The following is an 18996-nucleotide window of genomic DNA, read 5'->3' as shown; positions in this document are numbered from 1 at the left end:
AAGGCAATTCAGTAGCTCTCGGTCTTTCCCGTGATGGTCGAATAGGGTTCGCCCTCTTCGTCCTGTAGCTGATAGTCGTAAGCGGCCTGCAGACCGGTATCTTCCTCGGTCTCTTCCTCCGGTTCGTATTCCAGATACCGCGGATAAAGCGGCGACAGCATGGCCACCACAATCCCGATGGCACAGAACATGGCGAAAGCATCGGCGTAACCCACGCCGCCGACGAGCCAGCCCACGACCGGCGAGCCAGCCGCCTGGCCGAGGGAGACCGCCATGAAGGGCAGCACCGGCCCCATGGACAGCCGGCCGGGCAACAGACGAATGCCGGTCATCAGGTACAGCCCGGTCAAACTCATGTAGGCCAGACCAAAAACCAGCGCTGAAAATGCCGAAATCATCAGGTTGTCGGGGCTGGCCGCCAGCAACGCGAGGCTTGCGGCCAGTGTCATCAGCATCAGGGCCTGGGTAACCGGCGGGTTGTTCCGGTCGGCCAGATCGGCCACTACTGCGCCGCCAAGGCCGGCAATACCTACTCCCAGCCACAGCCAGGCCGTGGCATCGGATGGCATGGAACCCAGATTAACCACAAGATCGGGTGCGAAAATCCAGTAAGCGGCAGACACAAAGCCCATCATGAACGCGAACAGCGAGAGCCTGAGCAGCCGCCACCACTGATCCGCACTGATTGGCTGCGCCGGCGCAGCGTTGGCGGGCACGACGCGGGATACAGACGGAATGAAAAACCAGGTGGCAATCACGCCAATTACCGCCAACACGGCAAAGGAAGCGTAGGCATAGCGCCAGGCCCCGGCGAGGAAGAGGATCGTCGGCACAGCAACGACGACACCGATACTGGTGCCCGCGTTCATCACCGAGCTTACCCGGCCATGAAGTGAGCGTCTCACCAACGCCTGCATGGCTGCCGTCAGCGCCGGCATCATGAGGCCCGTGCAGATGCCACAGAGAACCACACCAACACCCAGGGAAACGGCCCCTACGGCCTGGCTGATCAACGCCAGGCCAACAACACCAAAAATGCCGGAGGCCATGGCGGTATTGCGGGCGCCGAGACGGTCTGCCGAGTGCGGCGCAACGAGGGTAGCAAATACGAAACTGATGAGCGGCAGCGCACCGATCACGCCGATCACATCCGGCGCCAGCCCCAGCTCATCCCTTATCGGGGGAACGAACAGACCGAACGCAAAGCGCGCCAGACCATAGCTGATCGCGATCAGTGCTGCGCCGAGGAGTGCAAATGACGTGCTCGAAGGAAACTTCATTCCGCTGTGCTCCGTGCGCTGTCCATCTTCGTCAGACTAGACATCAAAGCAGGATTTTTAAAGCAGCGGATGGCCTGCGCCAGCGATCAGCCTGCAGTCTGGGGCAGAAACCGGCGGTCCCAGACCCGCTCAGCGGCCTCGAACAGGCTGTCCACTGCCAGCGCGAGCATGCCAATCAGAATCGCCCCCTGCAACACATAGGCCGTGTTGCCGTTGACCAGGCCGGCGATGACCGGATCACCCAGGGTTCGGGCGCCGATGGTTGAGCCGATGGCGGCCGTGGCAATATTGATGGTCACCGAGGTCCGGATGCCGGCCAGGATCACCCTGCCCGCCAACGGCAGCTCCACCTGCAACAGCACCTGAAAAGGCGACATGCCCATGCCCAGCGCCGCCTGCCTCACCGTGGCATCGACACCCTCCAAACCGGCCAGGGTATTGCGCAGAATGGGCAGCAAGCCATACAGAATCAGGGCCACCAGAATCGGCGCCTCGCCAAACCCGAGAACCGGCACCGCCAGGGCGAGAACCGCCACCGGCGGGAAGGTCTGGCCGATGGAGGCAATCTGGCTAACCAGCGGCAGAAAGTCGCGTCCAGCTGGACGCGTGGCGAAGATACCCCCGGCAACCGCAGCGACGGTTCCAACCAGGGCGGAAATCACCACCAGCGTCAGATGGTTCTGGAGCAGAAAGAGAAAGCTCTCTCGCTCGTAGATCACATTCTGTTTATCGGGCTGCACCCACTCGAAAAGCGGTTCGAGAGCCGGCATGCCCGCGCTCAGGGCACACAGGAGCGCAGTCAGCAGTACAGGCGGCAGCCAGACCCGCATCAGGCACCTTCCTGGATAATGCGTTCACGGGTGATCGTTCCGGTTTCCTGGCCATCGGCATTGAACACCGGCACCTGGTTCCAGTTCTGCCAGAGCATGATTGAAAGAGCCACTCGCAGGCTGTCGTCTTCCTTGAGCCCATCGGCGCCGGGTTCCGGCTCTCTGGGCTGAGGGTAAGCCTCCATCAGATCCCGCACGGTCTGCAGGCTCATCAGTTTCAGACCCCGGTCCTGCTTGCCCACGAGATTCTCTACAAAATCGGAAGCCGGCCGCCGGAGAATGTTCTCTGGCGTGTCGTGCTGGATGATTCTGCCCCGATCCATCACGGCAATGCGGGTCGCCAGCCTCAGGGCTTCGTCGATATCGTGGGTCACAAACACCGTGGTTTTCCGCAGCTGACTCTGGATACGCAGCATCTCCAGCTGCAGGTTCTCCCGCGTGATGGCATCCAGCGCACCGAAGGGCTCATCCATCAGCAGAATATTGGGGTTGGCGGCCAACGCCCTGGCAACCCCTACCCTTTGAGCCTGCCCGCCGGACAATTGCTGGGGATATTTGTTGGCGTGGGTGGCCGGGTCCAGATCCAGCAGCGTCAGCAGCTCATGCACGCGCTCGTCGATCCTCCCCCGTGGCCATTTCAGAAGCTGAGGCACCATGGCGATATTGCGTGCCACCGTCCAGTGCGGAAACAGCCCGGTGCCCTGGATCACGTATCCCATGTTCAGCCGCAACTGCTCCGGGTTTATGGCGGTAACGTCCTCACCATCCACCAGAATCTCGCCCTCGCTGTGGGGCAACAACTGGTTGATCATTCGCAGGGTGGTGGACTTGCCGCAGCCCGAGCTGCCCACGAGTACGCACACCTCCCCCGTTTCGACCTTGAGGTTAATCCGGTCCACCGCCACAGCATCTCCGAAGCGGCGGGTAACGTTTTTCAGTTCAATCATCCGGGCTTATCCCTCTCCTGTCAGGCCGTCGCCGGTGTCGGCTTGAGACTGGCCGCCAGCATGGTGAGCAGAGCATCCGCCAGCAGCGCGAGTGCAATGGTGGGCAGCGCACCAAGCAAAACCAGATCCATCGCCGCCTGCCCCAGGCCCTGAAAGATAAAGCTGCCAAAACCGCCGGCGCCAATCAGCGCGGCAACCGCGGTCAGGCCAATGGCCTGGATCGTGGTAATGCGCACGCCTTCCACAATCACGGGAAGTGCCAGTGGCAACTTGAGTTTGAAGAACAGCTGTCGCTCGTTCATTCCCATGCCCCGCCCGGCATCGGCGAGGCTTTCGGGTACCTCGGTAAGCGCGACGAAGGTGTTGCGCACCATCGGCAGCAGGCTGTAAGCCACCAGCGCCAACAAGGCCGGGGCCCAGCCAATTCCACGAATCCCCATGGCCTGCAGCGCCGGAAAAGCGGTCGCCAGCGCACTGAGCGGTGCGATCAGTAACCCGAATACCGCCAGGCTGGGAATAGTCTGAAGAAAGCTGACCGCACCAAGGATAGGACGGCGCCAGGCCACACTGCGAATCATCTTCAGGGCCAATAAAAAAGCCAGACCGGCGCTGATACCGACCGCGCCAAAGGCCAGTGCCAGATGAGTCCATAAGGCCTGCTCGAACTTGTCCGGGCGGGCGTTGAATTCCCGAACCAGCGACAGACTCTCCAGCCCACCGCCTCGAAGGATCCACAGCCAGCTGCCAACGATGACGGCCAGTATCATCAGCTGCAGCCCTCGTCCGCTCCCGAGGCGCCCGAGAATTTCGATCAGCATCAGCGACAGCAAAAACAGCAGACACCAGAAACCGGCCCCGATGGACGATCGCGCGTAAGGGGCGTCTTCCGGAAGATGCCGGCCTGCGAAGACCTCAAGCAGAAGGGGCATCAGCGCCAGGGAGAGACCGACCAAAGCCAGGAGCGGCAGGTACCGCCGGCGCACCGACAGAAGAGACAGCAGAACGCAGCCGGCGAGAATCAGTGAAACCAGGCCACCCCAGAGCCCGCCAACTGCCGACAGCAGACCGTGACCTGTACCCGGAACGATGCGGTTGGGCTGTATAACGCCAAAATCCAGAAGCCAGACCAGCGCCAGGGCCAGCAGTCCCAGCACGGGCAGGACTCGATTCGGCATGGAACCAGTGGAACGGGAACTGAAAATCGACAAACCTCAGTCCTGAGCCAGGGAATCCAGGTAATTCCGGGCGACGCTATCCGCCGGCACCCCGTTCACCGCCACCTGGCCATTCAGGCGCTGCAGCGTTTCAAGGTCCAGCGACTCGAAGATCGGCGTCAGCACCTCCCGGATCTGCGGATAGGCTTCCAGCACCTCCCCACGCACGATCGGCGCTGGCTGATACACCGGCTGCACGCCCGCGGTATCTTCCATTACCTTCAGATCCAGCGCGTCCAGCCCACCATCGGTGCCATAGGTCATCGCACCGTTTACATCGTTGTTGTTCAGGGCCGCCGCGCGCAGCGTCGCCGCCGTGTTGCCACCGGAAAGGATCAACAGCTGGTCGGATTCAAGCTTGAAGCCATAGGCTTCCTGGAACGCCGGCAAGGCACTGGCGGATTCCACAAACTCGGCACTGGCCGCAAACTTGAAGGCACCGCCTTCATTGATGTACTCCGCAAGGTCTTCGAGTGTGGCCAGGTTATTTTCCCGCGCCAGATCGCCCCGCACACTCATCGCCCAGGTGTTATTCGCTTCGGCGGGTTCCAGCCAGACAATGTTGTGTGCCTCTTTATCCAGGCGAGCAGCCTCCTTGTAGGCCTTATCCGCATCTTTCCAGATATCCCGATCCGCCTGATCGTGAAAGAACGCAGCATTGCCGGTGTACTCGGGGTAAATATCGATTTCGCCTGCCTTGATCGCATTGCGGACGATGCTGGTGCCACCCAACTGGAGCCTGTTTTCAACCGGAATACCAGCCCCCTGCAGGGACTGCAACACCATCTGCCCCAGTACCGAGCCTTCGGTGTCGATTTTGGAAGACACCACCACAGGATCAGCAGCCATTACCGATCCGGACATCACGAACGCTATCAATGCCGCTGTGCGGCGCAAAAGGGATTTGGGAGTCACGGCCATTCCTCTCGGTTTTTGGTTACCACTATCAGTCTAGAGGCCGCATCTACGAAGGCAAACGCGAATTGGTCTTGCCCCTGCAGAGCCCCCTCGCGCCCAATTCAAAACATGTACATCGAGATATCGGGTTTGAATTCCCAAAACCCGCTGGGTTACGCTGGCTATAAAACGAGCAGCATGGTAGTTGAACGCTATGGCACAGCCCCTGGAAACAACCCGCGAACCGACCTCCACCGTAGCGCCCCTGAACCCTGAAAACGTGGCACTGCTCGAACAGGAAGGCTTATCCCTCAAGCCTCTGGACCCGATCGGCGTTGAAATTTATGGCGCCGATGTGCGCAGCCAGCTGCCAGAGCCGGCTATCAAGGCCCTGGAAGAAGAAATGGCAAATCGCGGGTTCATTGTATTCAAGCACCAGGCGGGCCTATCGCCCGACGAATTGATCGATGCCTGCAAATGGTGGGGCGGTCGCGAGATCCATTCCACCCACGGTGTTCATCCCGCAACACCCGGCCGCAACCGGCACATTTTCCGCTGCTCCAACGATGGCCGCCAGGGCATTCTCGGCGTTGGCCCACAATGGCACAACGACGGCAGTTTCGAAGCCGCCACCTTCTCCCACAGCGCCTACTACATGGCCCGTGCCCCCGAGAAAGGCGGCGGTACCCACTTCGCGCACCAGGGTGCGGCATTTGACGCACTCCCGCCGGAGAAACAGGATTTCTGGGAACGGCTGGTGTCGGTAAACTCCGCATCCAGTGTGACCCACCCCGTGGTTCACACCCACCCGATTTCCGGTCGCAAAAGTGTTTGGCTACATCTGGGCATGACCGGCGCCGTGCTGGAGCGCCTGCCGGAAGACGGTCTGACGCTCGACCAGCTGAAGACCCTGCCCGCACCCGCGGACAGCTTCCACCTGCTGGACGAGGCCGCCATGAAGAAACTCTTCAATGATTACAACGATCTGCTGAACGATTCCTTCGAGGGTGGCTACGGAATTCGCTACGAATACGAAACCGGTGATCTGTTATTTGTCGATAACTGGGCCGTCGCCCACCGCGCCGCGCCAGAAGCGCATCTGCCGGCAGAGCAACAGGGTTTGCGCATCATGGACCGGGTCACCATTAAGGCGCCGCGAAACCTCGCGCCCCATTTCGGACTGCCGCAGTACATCAACATGGCAGGCCCCCACCCGTTCAACAAAGACGGCGTATGGCAGGCCGGCGGCGTGGGCTTTCGGTGGAAAGATGACATCCGCATGCAGAACTGATTAACCCGCTTTGCATGCGGCCATGCGTCACTATACATTCCAGTCCGATGCCAGAACCACTGGCCTCAATGGAAAGATGTATTGAAAATTCCTCGCCACAAACTAAGCTATTCCTGTCTCTTCACTCTTTTGAGCATGCCCATGAAAGCGTGTCTTCATGCAGTTCTCGCTCTCGCGCTATCCATTCTGCTTCTCTGGAGTCCAGCCCGAATTGGCCATGCAGAAACCGTCCTGCATGTTGCCTACGAAGATAAAACGCAATTCCCCTACTACATGGGCGACACCCAAGAGGTTCTGGAGAGACCCGGCGCAGCGGTGGAGCTGGTCAAACTGCTGGAAGAGCGGGTACCGGATTTGCGGATCAAGTTCAGCCGATACCCCTGGAAACGATGCCTGGCCATGCTCGAAACCGGCCAGGTGGATGGTATCTTCAATGCTTCTTACAACGCGGCCCGCACCCGAATTGGCGAATACCCCTGGCGGGACGGTCAGGTTGACCCTACCCGCCGACTAACCACCATCAGCTACAATCTCTATGCCCTGCCAGATACAGATGTGGGCTGGAGCGGCAAGGCTTTCGAAGACACGGACCTTTCCGTTGGCGCCCCATTGGGCTACTCCATCGTGAACGATCTGGAAAACCTGGGCGTTTCCGTAATCAAGGTTCGGAGTTCCAGGCAAAGCCTGCAGTTACTGACTGCCAGACGCGTTCATGCCGTTGCGCTCCAATCGGTCACCGCCGATTTTCTGTTACGCCAGAACGCCAGGCAGCTCCCGGGCATTGTCCGGATTGATCCGCCTCTCAAAACCAAGCCCTACTACCTGATGCTCTCGCGGGAATTCAAAGCGGCAAACCCGGAGCTTGCAGAGCACATATGGAATGCCATCGGCGAACTCAGAGAAGAAAAGCTTGAGGCCCTGGCGCAGCCCTATCTATCCGAGTCCGGCTAGTCATATTTGCGAACCTGGTTGAGCCGGGTCATCACGAACGCCGCGATAGCGAGAATCAGAATCGCAATGGCCTCGTATAAAATGTTCTCGGGCGCCATGTCCTTGCCCTGAAGAATAATCAGTCGGGCCAGCGCCGTGATGGCAATGAAAATCGGAAAGACAGAAGCGGATCGCCGATCCGAGTAGAACACCGCCACCATGCCGATAACCTCCAGATACAGAAACATCAGCAGAATATCTGCGAGATTGATGCTTTGGGCGGCGTATAGAGAATGAAGTTCGAACGCCACCCCACCAAGCGTCATCAATACAACGAGGAACAGCAGAATGCGCTCGATTATCTGAAAAAGACCGAGCGCCAACTTCTTTTCGGAAGAATCCATCGGGTTTGCCTTGTTGTTTTAGGGTATGTCTCTTAGGCAAGTCTAGCCAAGTAATCAGCCAACGCCGATCACATTGATTAAAGTGCGGTTCCGCGATGAGCCAACCCGTAATCAATCGCTGCACACACCGCCGCGGCCTGCGCGGCATTGCATTGCTCGGGGGTTACACGGGGGCTATCGGGATACACCTCAGTGGTGGTCCGGTAGGGAGCGCGGGTCATGCCAGCGCACAGGCCCCACTGCGAGAGCGGATACTGGATCACGCCCCGGGCAACGACTGGTGAGCCGAAAATCTCGCCTTTCTCGTCGGCGGGTGCAATGTGCGTCACCTGCTCCACCGCCTTAATCAGTGCCTGCTGGAAATCTGGCTGCGGGTTTTCGCTATCGTCCACCACATAGAAGCCATCGGGAATGCCGGCCGGCTCGAATGGCTTGCCATCGCGAGCGGCCAGCGCCGGGCGGAACTCCGACTCGTCGGTATCGGTGGTTTCGTGAAGATCCACATGAATCAATGCACGCTCGCGAACCGGCGCAACCAAATGCATGAGGGCGGCCGACTCTTCCGCGGGACTGTCGTCGTGGAACGAGCGGTTCGGGTCGATTGCATTCCGGTTCCAGCGATGAATGCGCTCGTATGCCCAGGGGCTGACACAGGGCGCAACCAGAAGGTTCACGCGCCCCGCATAATCCGCCGCGTGCTTATCGAGGAACTCAAGCGCGCCATGAACACCGCTGGTCTCGTAACCGTGAACGCCGCCGGTGATCAGCACCACGGGCAGGTCTTTGTTCCAGTCGCGGCTGCGAATCGCCATCAGCGGATAATAATCCGGGCCGTAATCCAGCCCGCCGTATTCTTCCACATCAAACCGCGCGCCAAGGCGCTCGATCACACTCAACACCTCCGCCTCGTAACTGCGCTGACGGGTTTGCCGTGACAACCACTCGGCGCGCTCTGCTGTGCCCCATGGAGTGCCGGGCGTGCCGATTGGATAGGGTGTTGAATCTGTGTTCATAGCAGCGCTCCGTTAACGATCGCCCGCAGCTCCTGACGGATGGGGTAGGTGGACGACGGAATCAGTTGCGTCATGAAAATCATCACCAGCTCCTCTACGGGATCGACAAAAAAGTTAGTGCTCGCAAGGCCACCCCAACCGTACTCACCAACCGATCCGTTGGTCTGGGATTTGGCGACGTCAGTTTTTACCGAAAAACCCAGGCCAAAGCCAGTACCGGCAAAAGGTGTCTCGCTGAATGCACCGACAGACAGGCCCGGTAGATCCTGATTGCCGGGCAGATGGTTACGACACATGAATTCCAGAGTTTTTCGACCAATAATTCGCCGCCCCCGGAACTCGCCCCCCTGACACAGGGCCTGGGCGAAGTGGAAATAATCGTCGATGGTGGAAACCAGCCCGCCACCACCGGACATGAACTGGGGCTTTCGCCGGAAGGGAGATGTCTCGGGGTCATCCTGGAGCGTGAACTGATCACCGGCCTGGTACTGATAGCAGGCAGCGAAGCGGTCAAGCTGATCATCCCGAACGTGGAAGCCGGTGTCAGGCATATCCAGAGGCTCAAAAATATGCTCCCGCAGATACTCATCAAACGGCTTTCCGGACAGCAACTGCACCAGATACCCCAGCACATCCGTGCTGACCGAATAATTCCAGGCTGTGCCCGGGGAAAACTCCAGAGGCAGCCCTGCGAGGCGATCGACCAGGGCTTCCAGCTCCATGCTCCGGCTGCCATCCAGTTTAAGCTCGCGGTAGGCAGCGTCAACATTTGTGCGCTGCATGAATCCGTAAGTCAGGCCTGACATATGCGTGAACAGGTCGCGGATCGTCATGGTGCTGGATGCAGGCGTGGTCAGGAAGTTCGGATAAACCCCGCTTTTATAAATCCGCTGGTGTCTCCAGGCAGGAATATATTTGTGTACGGGATCATCCAGTAAAAACCGCCCCTGCTCATAAAGCTGCATCATGGCGATAGACGTGATCGGCTTGGTCATGGAATATATGCGGAACACCGTATCCCGGCGGACCGGCTTGTTGCGTTCCACGTCCATCAGCCCCTGGGCTTTCACATAGGCAACCTCCCCTCGCCGGGCGACCAGTGTCAGCGCGCCGGGTAACTTCCCGGGCTGGAGATAGCAACGGTCAAGGTGACGTTCAATATTTGGAAGCTGTTCCGTAGACAGGCCGGCCACCTGTGTGAGTTCCGTCATCGCACGGGTACCTCTTCAAGCGCCTCATCCCAGGCTGCCCTGCTCGCCGTGAAAATATGCGCCGTTGGCTTTATGGAGACTTCAGTGTCCAGACACCCTGCCGGAACCACGAGCAACCCTTCAAGCTGAGTGCCTGGCAGCGCGGAACCACACAGCTTGCAAAAACTCTTGCTGTGGCGAGTACTCGGCAGCGTATAGGAAGTCACAGCATCCTCACCGGCTAGCCACGTCAATTTGGCGGATTGCGAAAACAGATTGGCTGCATGCGCAGAACCCGTATCTTTTTGGCAGTGTTGGCAATGACACAGGTAAAAGTTCTCGAAATCGCCTTCTATATCAAATTTCACGGTGCCGCAAAGGCAGGAACCAGAATGAACAGTCATCGGTTTTTCTCTATCGCCTCTTACTGAGAAACCCACAACATCGCGAACAGGTAGCCCAGCAGTAAATATTATTTTCGTGACCGAAGTGCTGCACCATAGGCCAGTGTCGCCCAATGGCGCATTTCTGATGAGTCTTCCAGTGCCTCTTCTGGTGCCAGGTAGTACGACATTCCCACCATTTTCTGCCCCTTCGGATACATGAACTGGGATAACCCACGTTCTTCGAAACGGCTGACTGACTCAGAGTCGACTTTCAGGTAGAGCATGTCATCGGCGACAAGGCCGATCATTACATCATCGTGGTAGATGCCATAGCCACCGAACATCTTTTTGGCGCGAATGTCACCGAATTCAGAAAAAACTTCTTTAAGGTATTCAACGTATTCGCTCATGGCCATGGGCTCTCTTCAGGCTTTTTCAGTTCTACCCCCGGACATACTATGCGAGATCGTGTTTCTCCGACCATATCCTTAGGTCATCAAGAATCTTCAGCGCGCTGCGGCCAAACTCCGTCAACTCATAAGTCACCGCGACCGGCCGGTCATTGATGACCTTTCTCACCACCATCTCCCGCGACTCAAGGTCCTTGAGACGCTGATCGATCATCTTCTTGCTGGCACCGCCAAGCATGCGGGCAAGGTCGTTGAAGCGCACCGGACCGTCTTTCAGGTGGTAAATGATGGAGCCAGTCCATTTTCCGCCAATGATGCGCATGCCCCTCTCGATGGCGCAGGGTTCCATGCAGGCATTGAAAACTTTTTTTCGGCCGTAGTGGTCTGTTTCTACGCGACTTTCCATCTGTTCTCCAGCAACTGGAAGCAGGTTACTAAAAGTATACTAATTGAACACCATTTACAGGTAACCATAGTATACCAGGATTACTTTCGTTACTAATCAGGGAGGTTCTGATGAGCAATATCCTCATTATCAATGCGCACCACTACTATTCTTTCGCGGAAGGCAAACTCAACGGAACTCTGGTCCAGATGGCCGACGAGTTGCTCACTGCCGACGGGCATCAGACAAGGATCGTGGAAGTCGATAAAGGCTGGGACGTGGACCAGGAGCTGGAAAACCACCAGTGGGCAGACATCATCCTGCTGCAAACCCCGGTTAACTGGATGGGCGTGCCCTGGAGCTTCAAGAAATACATGGACGAAGTCTACACCGCCGGTATGGGCGGCGCGTTGTGCAACGGCGACGGCCGCACCGAAGAGGCACCCAAGGCAAATTATGGTAATGGCGGGACGCTGCAGGGCAAAAAATACCTGCTCTCGCTCACTTTCAATGCCCCCGAAGAAGCCTTCAATAACCCGGATGAGTATCTCTTCCGGGGCGGGAGCGTGGACGACCTGCTCTTCCCAATGCACATGAATTTCCGCTTCTTCGGCATGGAAGCGTTGAACACCTTCGCCTGCTACGACGTGATGAAAAACCCGCAGGTGGAGCAGGATTTCGAACGTTTTAAAGCCCACTTGCAGGCGCAAATTCCGGGCGAACGGAGCACATCATGACTGATGCGCATCAAGTACATTGCGACTGCGGCACAGTGGAAGTCACCATGACCGGAGCCCCGAAAGTCCATGCGTTCTGCCACTGTGAGGATTGCCGGGAGCTGCTTCAGGTCCCCTACCACTCTGTGCTGGCATGGGAAGCGGATCAGGTTTCGGTTACGAGGGGTGAGTCGAGTGTAAAAACGTTCCAGCACCCTTCCAAGCGGATGACACGCGTGTTTTGTCGTGATTGTGGGGAGGTGCTCTTCAACACCAACGCTAAGGGCTGGAGGCTGGTTTCACAGCTTCTGGTGCTCAAGACCAACGGGAATACACTTCCAGAGTCTTATCAGCCAAACGGACATTTCTTCTACGACCGCCGAATCATCGACATTGATGATAAATTGCCAAAACGATGAAAGCTGAACGGTTTAGGTATAAAGCGGGCCATCACCGCATGGCCCGGACATCCACGATATCCACCGGCCTTGAGAGTAGGGATTTATACCAGACAAGATCCTCCTTCAGCATCAAGGGAAGCTCAAGGCCAAGTAAGTGCACAGTCTCGAATCGAAAAAAATTGATGTTTAGCGCAACCCAGGCTTTATTTTGCGCATCGAAGATTTGTGCACCGTCGGCATTACCTACCTCCACTTTGACACCCTCATATTTGAACTGGACGTAGGTCAGGTCCCAGCCCTCTTCCTGGCGGTGGGCAGCCGCTTTGGATACAAACGGCTGCCCTGCCTGGACCACAGACAAAAAGTGCTCCCCAGGGACAAAGAGATCAATGTCATGGAGATCGCGCTGAGAGCCATATCCCCTTGCGGCGAGTCCTCCACAAATGAGGAAGGGAATATTCCTGTCTCTCAGTAGCGACACTATCCACTTGGCTGCTGATTGATGCACGCTCTCTCCTTTGTGTGAGTAAAGCTGGAAGATTGCCCTGATTGGCAGGATGCTTCGATTCCGCCCAATGCATCTGATAGTGTAACCGGCCTTTCAATCACTGTTCATTGGAACTCTGGCATGGCCCCCTCCAAGCAGCACCCCTGGCTTCCGCTACTCATATTCGTGGGCGCGGCCTTTACCTTCAGTGTGACAATGATCGGCACCACCATGCCGACACCGCTCTACCCCATCTACCAGGACAGATTCGGCTTTTCCGATCTGATGATCACCATCATCTTTGCCGCCTATGCCTTTGGTGTGATCGCCGCACTGGTAACGACGGGGCGCTGGTCTGATCAGATAGGCCGCCGGCCAATGCTGTTCGCAGGCCTGGCTTGCTCCATCATCAGTGACCTGGTGTTCTGGCAGGCCAATGGGCTGGGAATGATACTCACCGGCCGGGTACTGTCCGGGCTGTCTGCGGGGATTTTTACCGGCACGGCCACGGTGGCCGTCCTTGAATTAGCTCCGCCTCACTGGCGGGACAAGGCAACCTTCTTTGCCACGGCGGCGAACATGGGCGGGCTTGGCCTTGGGCCCATGCTTGCCGGTGCCCTCTCCGAGTATCTGCCCTGGCCACTGCACCTGACCTTTCTGGTGCACTCGGCCATGGCCGTGCTGGCAGTGTGCTGCATCTGGGCAGCGCCGGAGACCGTCTCAAAACCCGCTCGCCCAAAACTGACCATCCAGCGCCTGAGCGTGCCACCCGAGGTTCGCGGCGTATTCATTCCCGCCGCGATTGCCGGTTTTGCCGGCTTCGCCATGTGTGGCTTCTTCACCTCCATCGCCCCGGCGATGATGGGCAAGGTGCTGGGCTATGACAACCGGTTGCTGGTCGGCGTCGTAGCCGGCAGCATTTTCATCGCCTCAACCCTGGGCCAGTTCCTGCAGGGTGCCCTGCCGCTCAGGCTGCGCCTTCCTCTGGGCTGTGTGTCTCTGATGCTCGGGGTAATTCCGATAGCACTGGGCATCTATACCCAATCCCTCGCCCTGTTCGTAACCGGGGCCGTGATTGCAGGCATGGGCCAGGGTATTTCATTCCGGGCCGGCATGGGTGAGATCGCCTCGGCCAGCCCGACGACGGAGAAGGCCGCAGTAACGTCCAGCTTCTTTGTTGTGGCCTATATCGCCATCTCGGTGCCGGTGATCGGCCTGGGCTTGATGGCAACCGCGACCAGCCTGAAGACAACCGGGATCAGTTTCGCCGCTGTGATGGGGTCACTGGCGGCGCTGGCATTGGTACTGCTGATTCGGCGGGAACGGGCAGAGGCGCGATGAGACCGGATATTTACCAAGCAGTGACGCAGGGCGAATCAGACGGGGCGAAAAATTACCACTATAGTTGGGGCATTCTCACGCCATCCCATTACTATTATGCGTCAGGTGATATTCTCCGTCAGATACTCGAGGTGCTTGCCATCGGTACCGCAACAACCACCAAGAATTTTTAATCCGAAATCTCTGTTCAACTGCGCCATAAGCCTTCCCCACTCTTCAACCGATTCGGATCTTAGTTCTGCTGAACCTTCCAGCTCATCATGGCTAAGGGAGGAGGCGTTTGCCTGTATACCAATTAGCCGTTCAAATAATGTTTCAGAGAGCGTATCTGGATTAAGAAATGACGGGTAGGAGCAGTTAACAAAATATCCAAGCGGTTTACTGGTGGTCTTGGCATCGACATATTCAATTGCCTTCTGAAGCTCTGTTCCATCCAGGACGTTACCATCGGAACCGATCACAAAACTTAGGATGTAAGGTAATCCCGTAGCTTCCATTGCAAGAGCAATTCCAGCGGCCTCCTCTATTGAAGGCAGCGTGACTGCAATGAGGAAATCCACACCTGAGTCTGCTAGCTGATCGATCTGCCATTTATGGAATTCGCTTGCCTCATTCAGTGACAAGCCTTCCTCAGGCAGATAGCAATCGTTTTTACAGCCAATCAGACCACCAATTTTAACGGGCACTTTCCTGGATTCTTCGACAACTAATTCTTTCAGGAACTTTGCGGCGTCAACGTTAATGCTCTGTCGCTGATTTGAGGCTTGCACTCTCTCCCTGTTTGCCCGCCAAGTAGGTGTACAAAGCAATATTGGCCGGTTATTGGCCTCAGCGATGCCCAGATATTCCCGGTACAGGCTCTCCAGCTCCGCTCTACCCTCGTTGCTATAAATCAATGGGGCGTGAACTAAACTCTGGTCCAGTTCTACCTTTCCGCTACGACGGAGCCTTTCGATAATGGCAGCCTCGGCGAGGATAAAGCGATGGTTTTCTAGAAGCTCTTTCATCTGAAATTCTCGGAGGAACTCGTTTGTTAACCTTGCCAACAGGGGTGTGAGGGGCACACCCCACACACCACCTCAACCATGAATAGCCCGAAGTCTACTCGTCGCGTAAGGTTGCTTTTCAGGACTGTATCCCCGACATGGCGCCCCTGGCTTTCACCTTCTTTAAGGTCGCTCCTACGTACCACCGTCCACTAAAGCGGTGCAAGATCAGTTGCCTTTGCAGAGCGAAGCGGCGTAAACGGCATCCGTGTGACGCGAATTGTTAGGCATTACTATGCCTTACTTCGTAGCTTGTTTCTTGGACAGTCCCGTACAGTGCCATCGCGTTTCCGGTGGCGAATGCCCAATACTGATCTCCGTAGGAGAAGTGCCACCATTCTCTCGGATAGTTGATGAACCCCTCCGCGGCCAAGGTCTCCACTAAGAGCTTTCTGTTGCGCACCACCGGATCCGGAAGACCATCGAAGTCTGTAGCGCATAGTTCTGGCGGAACAACGTCCCAATCGCTCAACTCCATGCCAAAGTCCAGAGGTTTGCCAGCCTTGTCGACTATCTCAATGTCGAATGCGCCGCCGGTGCTGTGTGGCGGAATGATATCAACACCTTCGAAAGTGCAGAGTGGCGAAGCGAGCTTTGCGGCTTGGGCGTGGCACCATGCATCACACCGGGAAGGGTTTTCCCGTCGCATCCTTCGTAACTGTCCATCGAAGAGCATCTTCTGGACCTGGGGGCTCCTAAAGCCTTCGTATAGGCGAAACTGTAGGCCAACGGGAAGTCGTTTTTGGGCCTTCTCAAGCTTATATACGACCCCTTCCCGCAGCATCCTGTAGAACGGCGCAGTCTCAGGACACTCTGGAGGCAGGCCATAAGCGATCAGACCGCCACTTGCTACATCAATCAGAGATTCCCCGCAGTCCTCGATGGGCATGCGCTGCACTCGAAAGTCTGCCATTTCTACCAATTCACGACCTGCCAATCGGATGCTCCTTCGTTTGCCGAACGTTCTGCCAGATGCCTAACGCCAGCCATAAACGGCACCCTGACAAGGGCGTCCGGTGGAGGCCCATCGGGCCGGAACAAATTTAATTGCCTTGTTAGAACATATAGCCACAGAATTATACCTCTACCAACTCGGCGATTTTCTCTGCGACGACTTCCATTGAGTCCTCAGAAGTATCCAACCCAGTTCGAGAGGCGAGCATGGGGCTAACATTTCTTAGGGCTTCATAGGAAGTGTTATGCACGATGGGGATGAGTTGGTTGCGTGCCAGTAGTGCTGAAAGTTCTTTGTCTGCAACGCTCTCTTTTGGCAAGCGTTCGAGCATTGCTGGGGTGACCAATACAAGTCCTATTCTAGAATTCGCTAAACCCTTGTCGATGGCCCTCATCATTGGGACGCCAAGCCCCAGATCATTTTCGCTGAACCAAACTTTTACACCAGCAGCTACAAGCAAATCATGAAGCTCTTTAGCCGCATCTCTACGGTCACCCCAAGCATGACACAAGAAAACATCGCGAAGATCAGGTTGCTGCGCTGCTCGGATCTCAACGGTTTCTCGAACTGGTTCGAGAGACTGAACCTGAGCATGCGTGTACGATACAGATGAACCTGATTTCGACCAGCGTGGCTTTGCACTACGACTTGATCCGCCGCTGCTCCCACTGCTACCAGACGAGGGATAAGATGGGGTCGAGTATGGACTGTAGCCTCCACCTCCGTAACGACCATAGCGCCCGCCACATGCAGGGCAGTTGGCTGCCGCGCTCGCTGAACGATGTCCTCTTGATGGTGCTGTGCATCTAGCCATGCTTCCTTACCTCTCCATGTGAACGAGTAGTTCTAACGCCCGGCTCACCCGCCGGTTTGGAGCCGCAGCGCGGCGGAAAAGCGGTCACCGTGCTGCCACTTGCTATGCGGCATGCCCTACAGCCCGAGCAACTTTGATGCAATCGAATCAAAATGAATGCCGAGATAGAGCAAAGCTGAAAGGTTAGCGAACAGAAGCGTTGGAACAAGCCAAAGAACTGCTGCAAGCGACCCTTCGTGTAGGTAGATGAAGATTTGAAAGATAAAAAGTCCAAGATAAAGATCTATTCCTATCTGCCTACCCCAGTGAAACTCCGCAATCTTGCGAATGGTGCGAAATATGTTTTCCTGGAAACTGCAGTAAACGCTATATGCAAGAAACGCTGCGAATGTCACCCAGACAACAAGCTTTAAAATTCCCAAGTTACCAGTGAATGAGAAAATATCGGGATGCCAATTTAGGTACAGGGCGGCGGCGACAAATATCGAATAGACCGACCATGAAATCGTGTTCGCCGACATTAGATGTATCCTCCTGTGTGCCGCATAACGCTATGGCTTTGCGGCGAATCGGAGCGCCAGCGTAGGTGCGTCCGACAACAGCTACTTGTTAAGTTCTGGCCGGCGACCCGCGCCCGGCGTTAACAATGCTTGCAAGATCTCGAAGCTCATCTCTTTCGTTAGCATACAAATCTTTGAGAACGCTCTCCATCGCTCGGAATCCAAAGGCCAAGTCGCATTCGCGCAATGACCCATCATGGCTAGCGTCGTTACCCAACCACTTGATCGCCATTAGCAGGTGCGCTGGCTCCCTGTGAGACTCTGATAATGCTTCTAGTTTTCGGTGAAGAGTCCCATCAAGGCTTGGATCTAATTCAAATATCAGCTTCTCAACGGCAACTCTCAAACGGTTACACCCTGATGCCAGATCAGCCCATGCAACTGAAAATGCAGATTTTAGTATTTTCCCTATGCTATCAGGGCACCCTTTCGGAATCGCAAATAACGGGATCGCTGGCTCAAAATATTTTGGGATAAACTCTATATCTTCGAAATCTTCATCGCCATCTTCCACTGCTGGGTAAAAAGTCTCATTTCCTATCCCACATACAAAGGTAATACCTGTGCACTTATTGCATTCGAAGGAAGCCGAAAATCGGTAGTCAATCCAGTCAGGCTCCCAATCTGGATGCGAGTGCAAAAACCTCGAATCTGGGGTTTCTTCGTAAAAAAGTGAATCTTTCCTCAGGGAAAGAAGACCGTTTTCACAATGGGGACACTTCCAGTCTGGTGTGGATGACCGATGAAATGGTTTGATGAAACGGTAACTCAGGTACCGGAGGTATTGCTGCTCATTCATACTTTGACCTCAGGAACTTAACGCCAGCGATAAACGGCGCCCTGACAAGGGCGTCCGGTGGAGGGCCAACGGCCCGGAACAACCTTAATGGCCTTGTTATACAATTACTCTAAACGTTTGATCCTTTGCCAGGTATGGCTGAAAAGATCGTTTAGACTTTTAATGTATTGTTTCCTGCACCTATCGTAGTCAGCCGCATGATTATCATCGGGCTTATGCATTACGTACTGGAATAGCATCAGCAACGACTCGATAGAGTCAATTACGGCTTTTTGAGCGTCTTTTTTTGGATTTAACTTCAGCTGAATGAAAACAGCATTTCGGGCAGTCGAGAGATGAAGCTTGTTCAATTGTTCTTGGTTTTGACCATCTGAATCTGTCAGTAGACCAAACACATGATCATATTCCGCAAGCAAATCTGCTGCTTTCTCTCTCACCGAATCCATCCACTCCTGCCTCTGCTTGGATACCAGCTCCGCTTTCAACTGCGCATCCAACTTCGAGCGTTCATTCTTGGCCGCCTCCTTCCCGTTTAAAAACTGAAAAATCGAAGTGATTAATGTCCCAGCCAGTGCGCCACCGGCAGCTATAATGGCTATGGTCATTTTCGAGACGCCATCCCCTTCACTAAGCTGGGCCTTAATATCACTCAACAGGGAAATTATTAATTCAGTTCCTTCCATGCACCATTCTCAAATTT

General features: G+C 56.0%; 23 protein-coding genes. 5 read left to right on the top strand and 18 right to left on the bottom strand.

Annotated features, from left to right (window positions below; genetic code table 11):
- Positions 1-8 precede the first annotated feature (8 nt).
- The 5 genes from ACWJ62_RS12570 to osmF all read right to left on the bottom strand — a co-directional run bounded on the left by ACWJ62_RS12570 (position 9) and on the right by osmF (position 5192).
- Entirely contained in the window at positions 9-1280 is a 1272-nt protein-coding gene (locus tag ACWJ62_RS12570; protein WP_449286488.1) for an MFS transporter, read from the bottom strand.
- Between the two features lie 86 nt (positions 1281-1366).
- Positions 1367-2110, bottom strand: a complete 744-nt coding sequence (locus ACWJ62_RS12565; protein ID WP_449286487.1) for an ABC transporter permease — start codon at positions 2108-2110, stop codon at positions 1367-1369.
- A complete protein-coding gene (locus ACWJ62_RS12560; protein ID WP_449286486.1) occupies positions 2110-3057 on the bottom strand; it encodes an ABC transporter ATP-binding protein in 948 nt (315 codons plus the stop codon). The genes ACWJ62_RS12565 and ACWJ62_RS12560 overlap by 1 nt, the downstream gene beginning before the upstream one ends.
- A gap of 20 nt (positions 3058-3077) precedes the next feature.
- A complete protein-coding gene (locus ACWJ62_RS12555; protein WP_449286658.1) occupies positions 3078-4232 on the bottom strand; it encodes an ABC transporter permease in 1155 nt (384 codons plus the stop codon).
- A gap of 36 nt (positions 4233-4268) precedes the next feature.
- Positions 4269-5192 (bottom strand): glycine betaine ABC transporter substrate-binding protein OsmF, encoded by a 924-nt coding sequence (gene osmF, locus ACWJ62_RS12550; protein ID WP_449286485.1) that lies wholly within the window; start codon positions 5190-5192, stop codon positions 4269-4271.
- A gap of 190 nt (positions 5193-5382) precedes the next feature.
- Here osmF and ACWJ62_RS12545 point away from each other — a divergent pair, with 190 nt between their 5' ends.
- Both ACWJ62_RS12545 and ACWJ62_RS12540 read left to right on the top strand, forming a co-directional pair.
- Positions 5383-6459, top strand: a complete 1077-nt coding sequence (locus tag ACWJ62_RS12545) for a TauD/TfdA dioxygenase family protein (RefSeq protein ID WP_449286484.1) — start codon at positions 5383-5385, stop codon at positions 6457-6459.
- Positions 6460-6600: 141 nt separating this feature from the next.
- Complete coding sequence (locus ACWJ62_RS12540) at positions 6601-7410, top strand: substrate-binding periplasmic protein (protein WP_449286483.1); 810 nt, start codon at positions 6601-6603, stop codon at positions 7408-7410.
- Here the strand turns inward: ACWJ62_RS12540 and ACWJ62_RS12535 are convergent.
- From ACWJ62_RS12535 to ACWJ62_RS12510, 6 genes are all read right to left on the bottom strand, one after another.
- Positions 7407-7793 (bottom strand): phosphate-starvation-inducible PsiE family protein, encoded by a 387-nt coding sequence (locus tag ACWJ62_RS12535; protein WP_219123163.1) that lies wholly within the window; start codon positions 7791-7793, stop codon positions 7407-7409. The two genes, ACWJ62_RS12540 and ACWJ62_RS12535, sit on opposite strands and share 4 nt — an antisense overlap.
- Before the next feature lie 77 nt (positions 7794-7870).
- Positions 7871-8806 (bottom strand): M14 family metallopeptidase, encoded by a 936-nt coding sequence (locus tag ACWJ62_RS12530; RefSeq protein ID WP_449286482.1) that lies wholly within the window; start codon positions 8804-8806, stop codon positions 7871-7873.
- Entirely contained in the window at positions 8803-10017 is a 1215-nt protein-coding gene (locus ACWJ62_RS12525) for a serine hydrolase domain-containing protein (protein WP_449286481.1), read from the bottom strand. The genes ACWJ62_RS12530 and ACWJ62_RS12525 overlap by 4 nt, the downstream gene beginning before the upstream one ends.
- Positions 10014-10400 (bottom strand): GFA family protein, encoded by a 387-nt coding sequence (locus tag ACWJ62_RS12520; RefSeq protein WP_449286480.1) that lies wholly within the window; start codon positions 10398-10400, stop codon positions 10014-10016. Before ACWJ62_RS12520 ends, ACWJ62_RS12525 begins: the two co-directional genes overlap by 4 nt.
- Positions 10401-10468: 68 nt before the next feature.
- Positions 10469-10798, bottom strand: a complete 330-nt coding sequence (locus tag ACWJ62_RS12515) for a TfoX/Sxy family protein (RefSeq protein WP_449286479.1) — start codon at positions 10796-10798, stop codon at positions 10469-10471.
- 40 nt (positions 10799-10838) lie between these two features.
- Positions 10839-11198, bottom strand: coding sequence for a winged helix-turn-helix transcriptional regulator (locus ACWJ62_RS12510; protein ID WP_449286478.1), 360 nt, complete (start codon positions 11196-11198; stop codon positions 10839-10841).
- A gap of 110 nt (positions 11199-11308) precedes the next feature.
- On the opposite strand from ACWJ62_RS12510, the gene ACWJ62_RS12505 reads away from it, so the two are divergent.
- A complete protein-coding gene (locus tag ACWJ62_RS12505) occupies positions 11309-11914 on the top strand; it encodes an NAD(P)H-dependent oxidoreductase (RefSeq protein WP_449286477.1) in 606 nt (201 codons plus the stop codon).
- Positions 11911-12312, top strand: coding sequence for a GFA family protein (locus ACWJ62_RS12500; protein WP_449286476.1), 402 nt, complete (start codon positions 11911-11913; stop codon positions 12310-12312). The genes ACWJ62_RS12505 and ACWJ62_RS12500 overlap by 4 nt, the downstream gene beginning before the upstream one ends.
- 31 nt (positions 12313-12343) lie before the next feature.
- Here ACWJ62_RS12500 and ACWJ62_RS12495 read toward each other — a convergent pair whose 3' ends face one another.
- Complete coding sequence (locus tag ACWJ62_RS12495) at positions 12344-12802, bottom strand: hypothetical protein (RefSeq protein WP_449286475.1); 459 nt, start codon at positions 12800-12802, stop codon at positions 12344-12346.
- A 120-nt stretch (positions 12803-12922) separates the two neighbouring features.
- Here ACWJ62_RS12495 and ACWJ62_RS12490 point away from each other — a divergent pair, with 120 nt between their 5' ends.
- The gene (locus ACWJ62_RS12490) at positions 12923-14122 is read left to right on the top strand and encodes an MFS transporter (protein ID WP_449286474.1); all 1200 of its coding nucleotides are present in this window, start codon (positions 12923-12925) and stop codon (positions 14120-14122) included.
- Positions 14123-14223: 101 nt separating this feature from the next.
- Here the strand turns inward: ACWJ62_RS12490 and ACWJ62_RS12485 are convergent, their stop codons facing one another.
- From ACWJ62_RS12485 to ACWJ62_RS12460, 6 genes are all read right to left on the bottom strand, one after another.
- The gene (locus ACWJ62_RS12485) at positions 14224-15129 is read right to left on the bottom strand and encodes a homocysteine S-methyltransferase family protein (protein ID WP_449286473.1); all 906 of its coding nucleotides are present in this window, start codon (positions 15127-15129) and stop codon (positions 14224-14226) included.
- Positions 15130-15391: 262 nt separating this feature from the next.
- Entirely contained in the window at positions 15392-16057 is a 666-nt protein-coding gene (locus ACWJ62_RS12480; RefSeq protein WP_449286472.1) for a M15 family metallopeptidase, read from the bottom strand.
- A 187-nt stretch (positions 16058-16244) separates the two neighbouring features.
- A complete protein-coding gene (locus ACWJ62_RS12475; protein ID WP_449286471.1) occupies positions 16245-16937 on the bottom strand; it encodes a toll/interleukin-1 receptor domain-containing protein in 693 nt (230 codons plus the stop codon).
- A 116-nt stretch (positions 16938-17053) separates the two neighbouring features.
- Positions 17054-17458, bottom strand: a complete 405-nt coding sequence (locus tag ACWJ62_RS12470; RefSeq protein ID WP_449286470.1) for a hypothetical protein — start codon at positions 17456-17458, stop codon at positions 17054-17056.
- A gap of 88 nt (positions 17459-17546) precedes the next feature.
- Positions 17547-18296, bottom strand: coding sequence for a DUF4145 domain-containing protein (locus ACWJ62_RS12465; RefSeq protein WP_449286469.1), 750 nt, complete (start codon positions 18294-18296; stop codon positions 17547-17549).
- Between the two features lie 104 nt (positions 18297-18400).
- Complete coding sequence (locus tag ACWJ62_RS12460; protein WP_449286468.1) at positions 18401-18979, bottom strand: hypothetical protein; 579 nt, start codon at positions 18977-18979, stop codon at positions 18401-18403.
- Positions 18980-18996 lie beyond the last annotated feature (17 nt).

The sequence above is a fragment of the Marinobacter sp. PE14 genome, from assembly GCF_053566155.1.
This window is presented reverse-complemented; position numbering and strand designations above follow the sequence as displayed.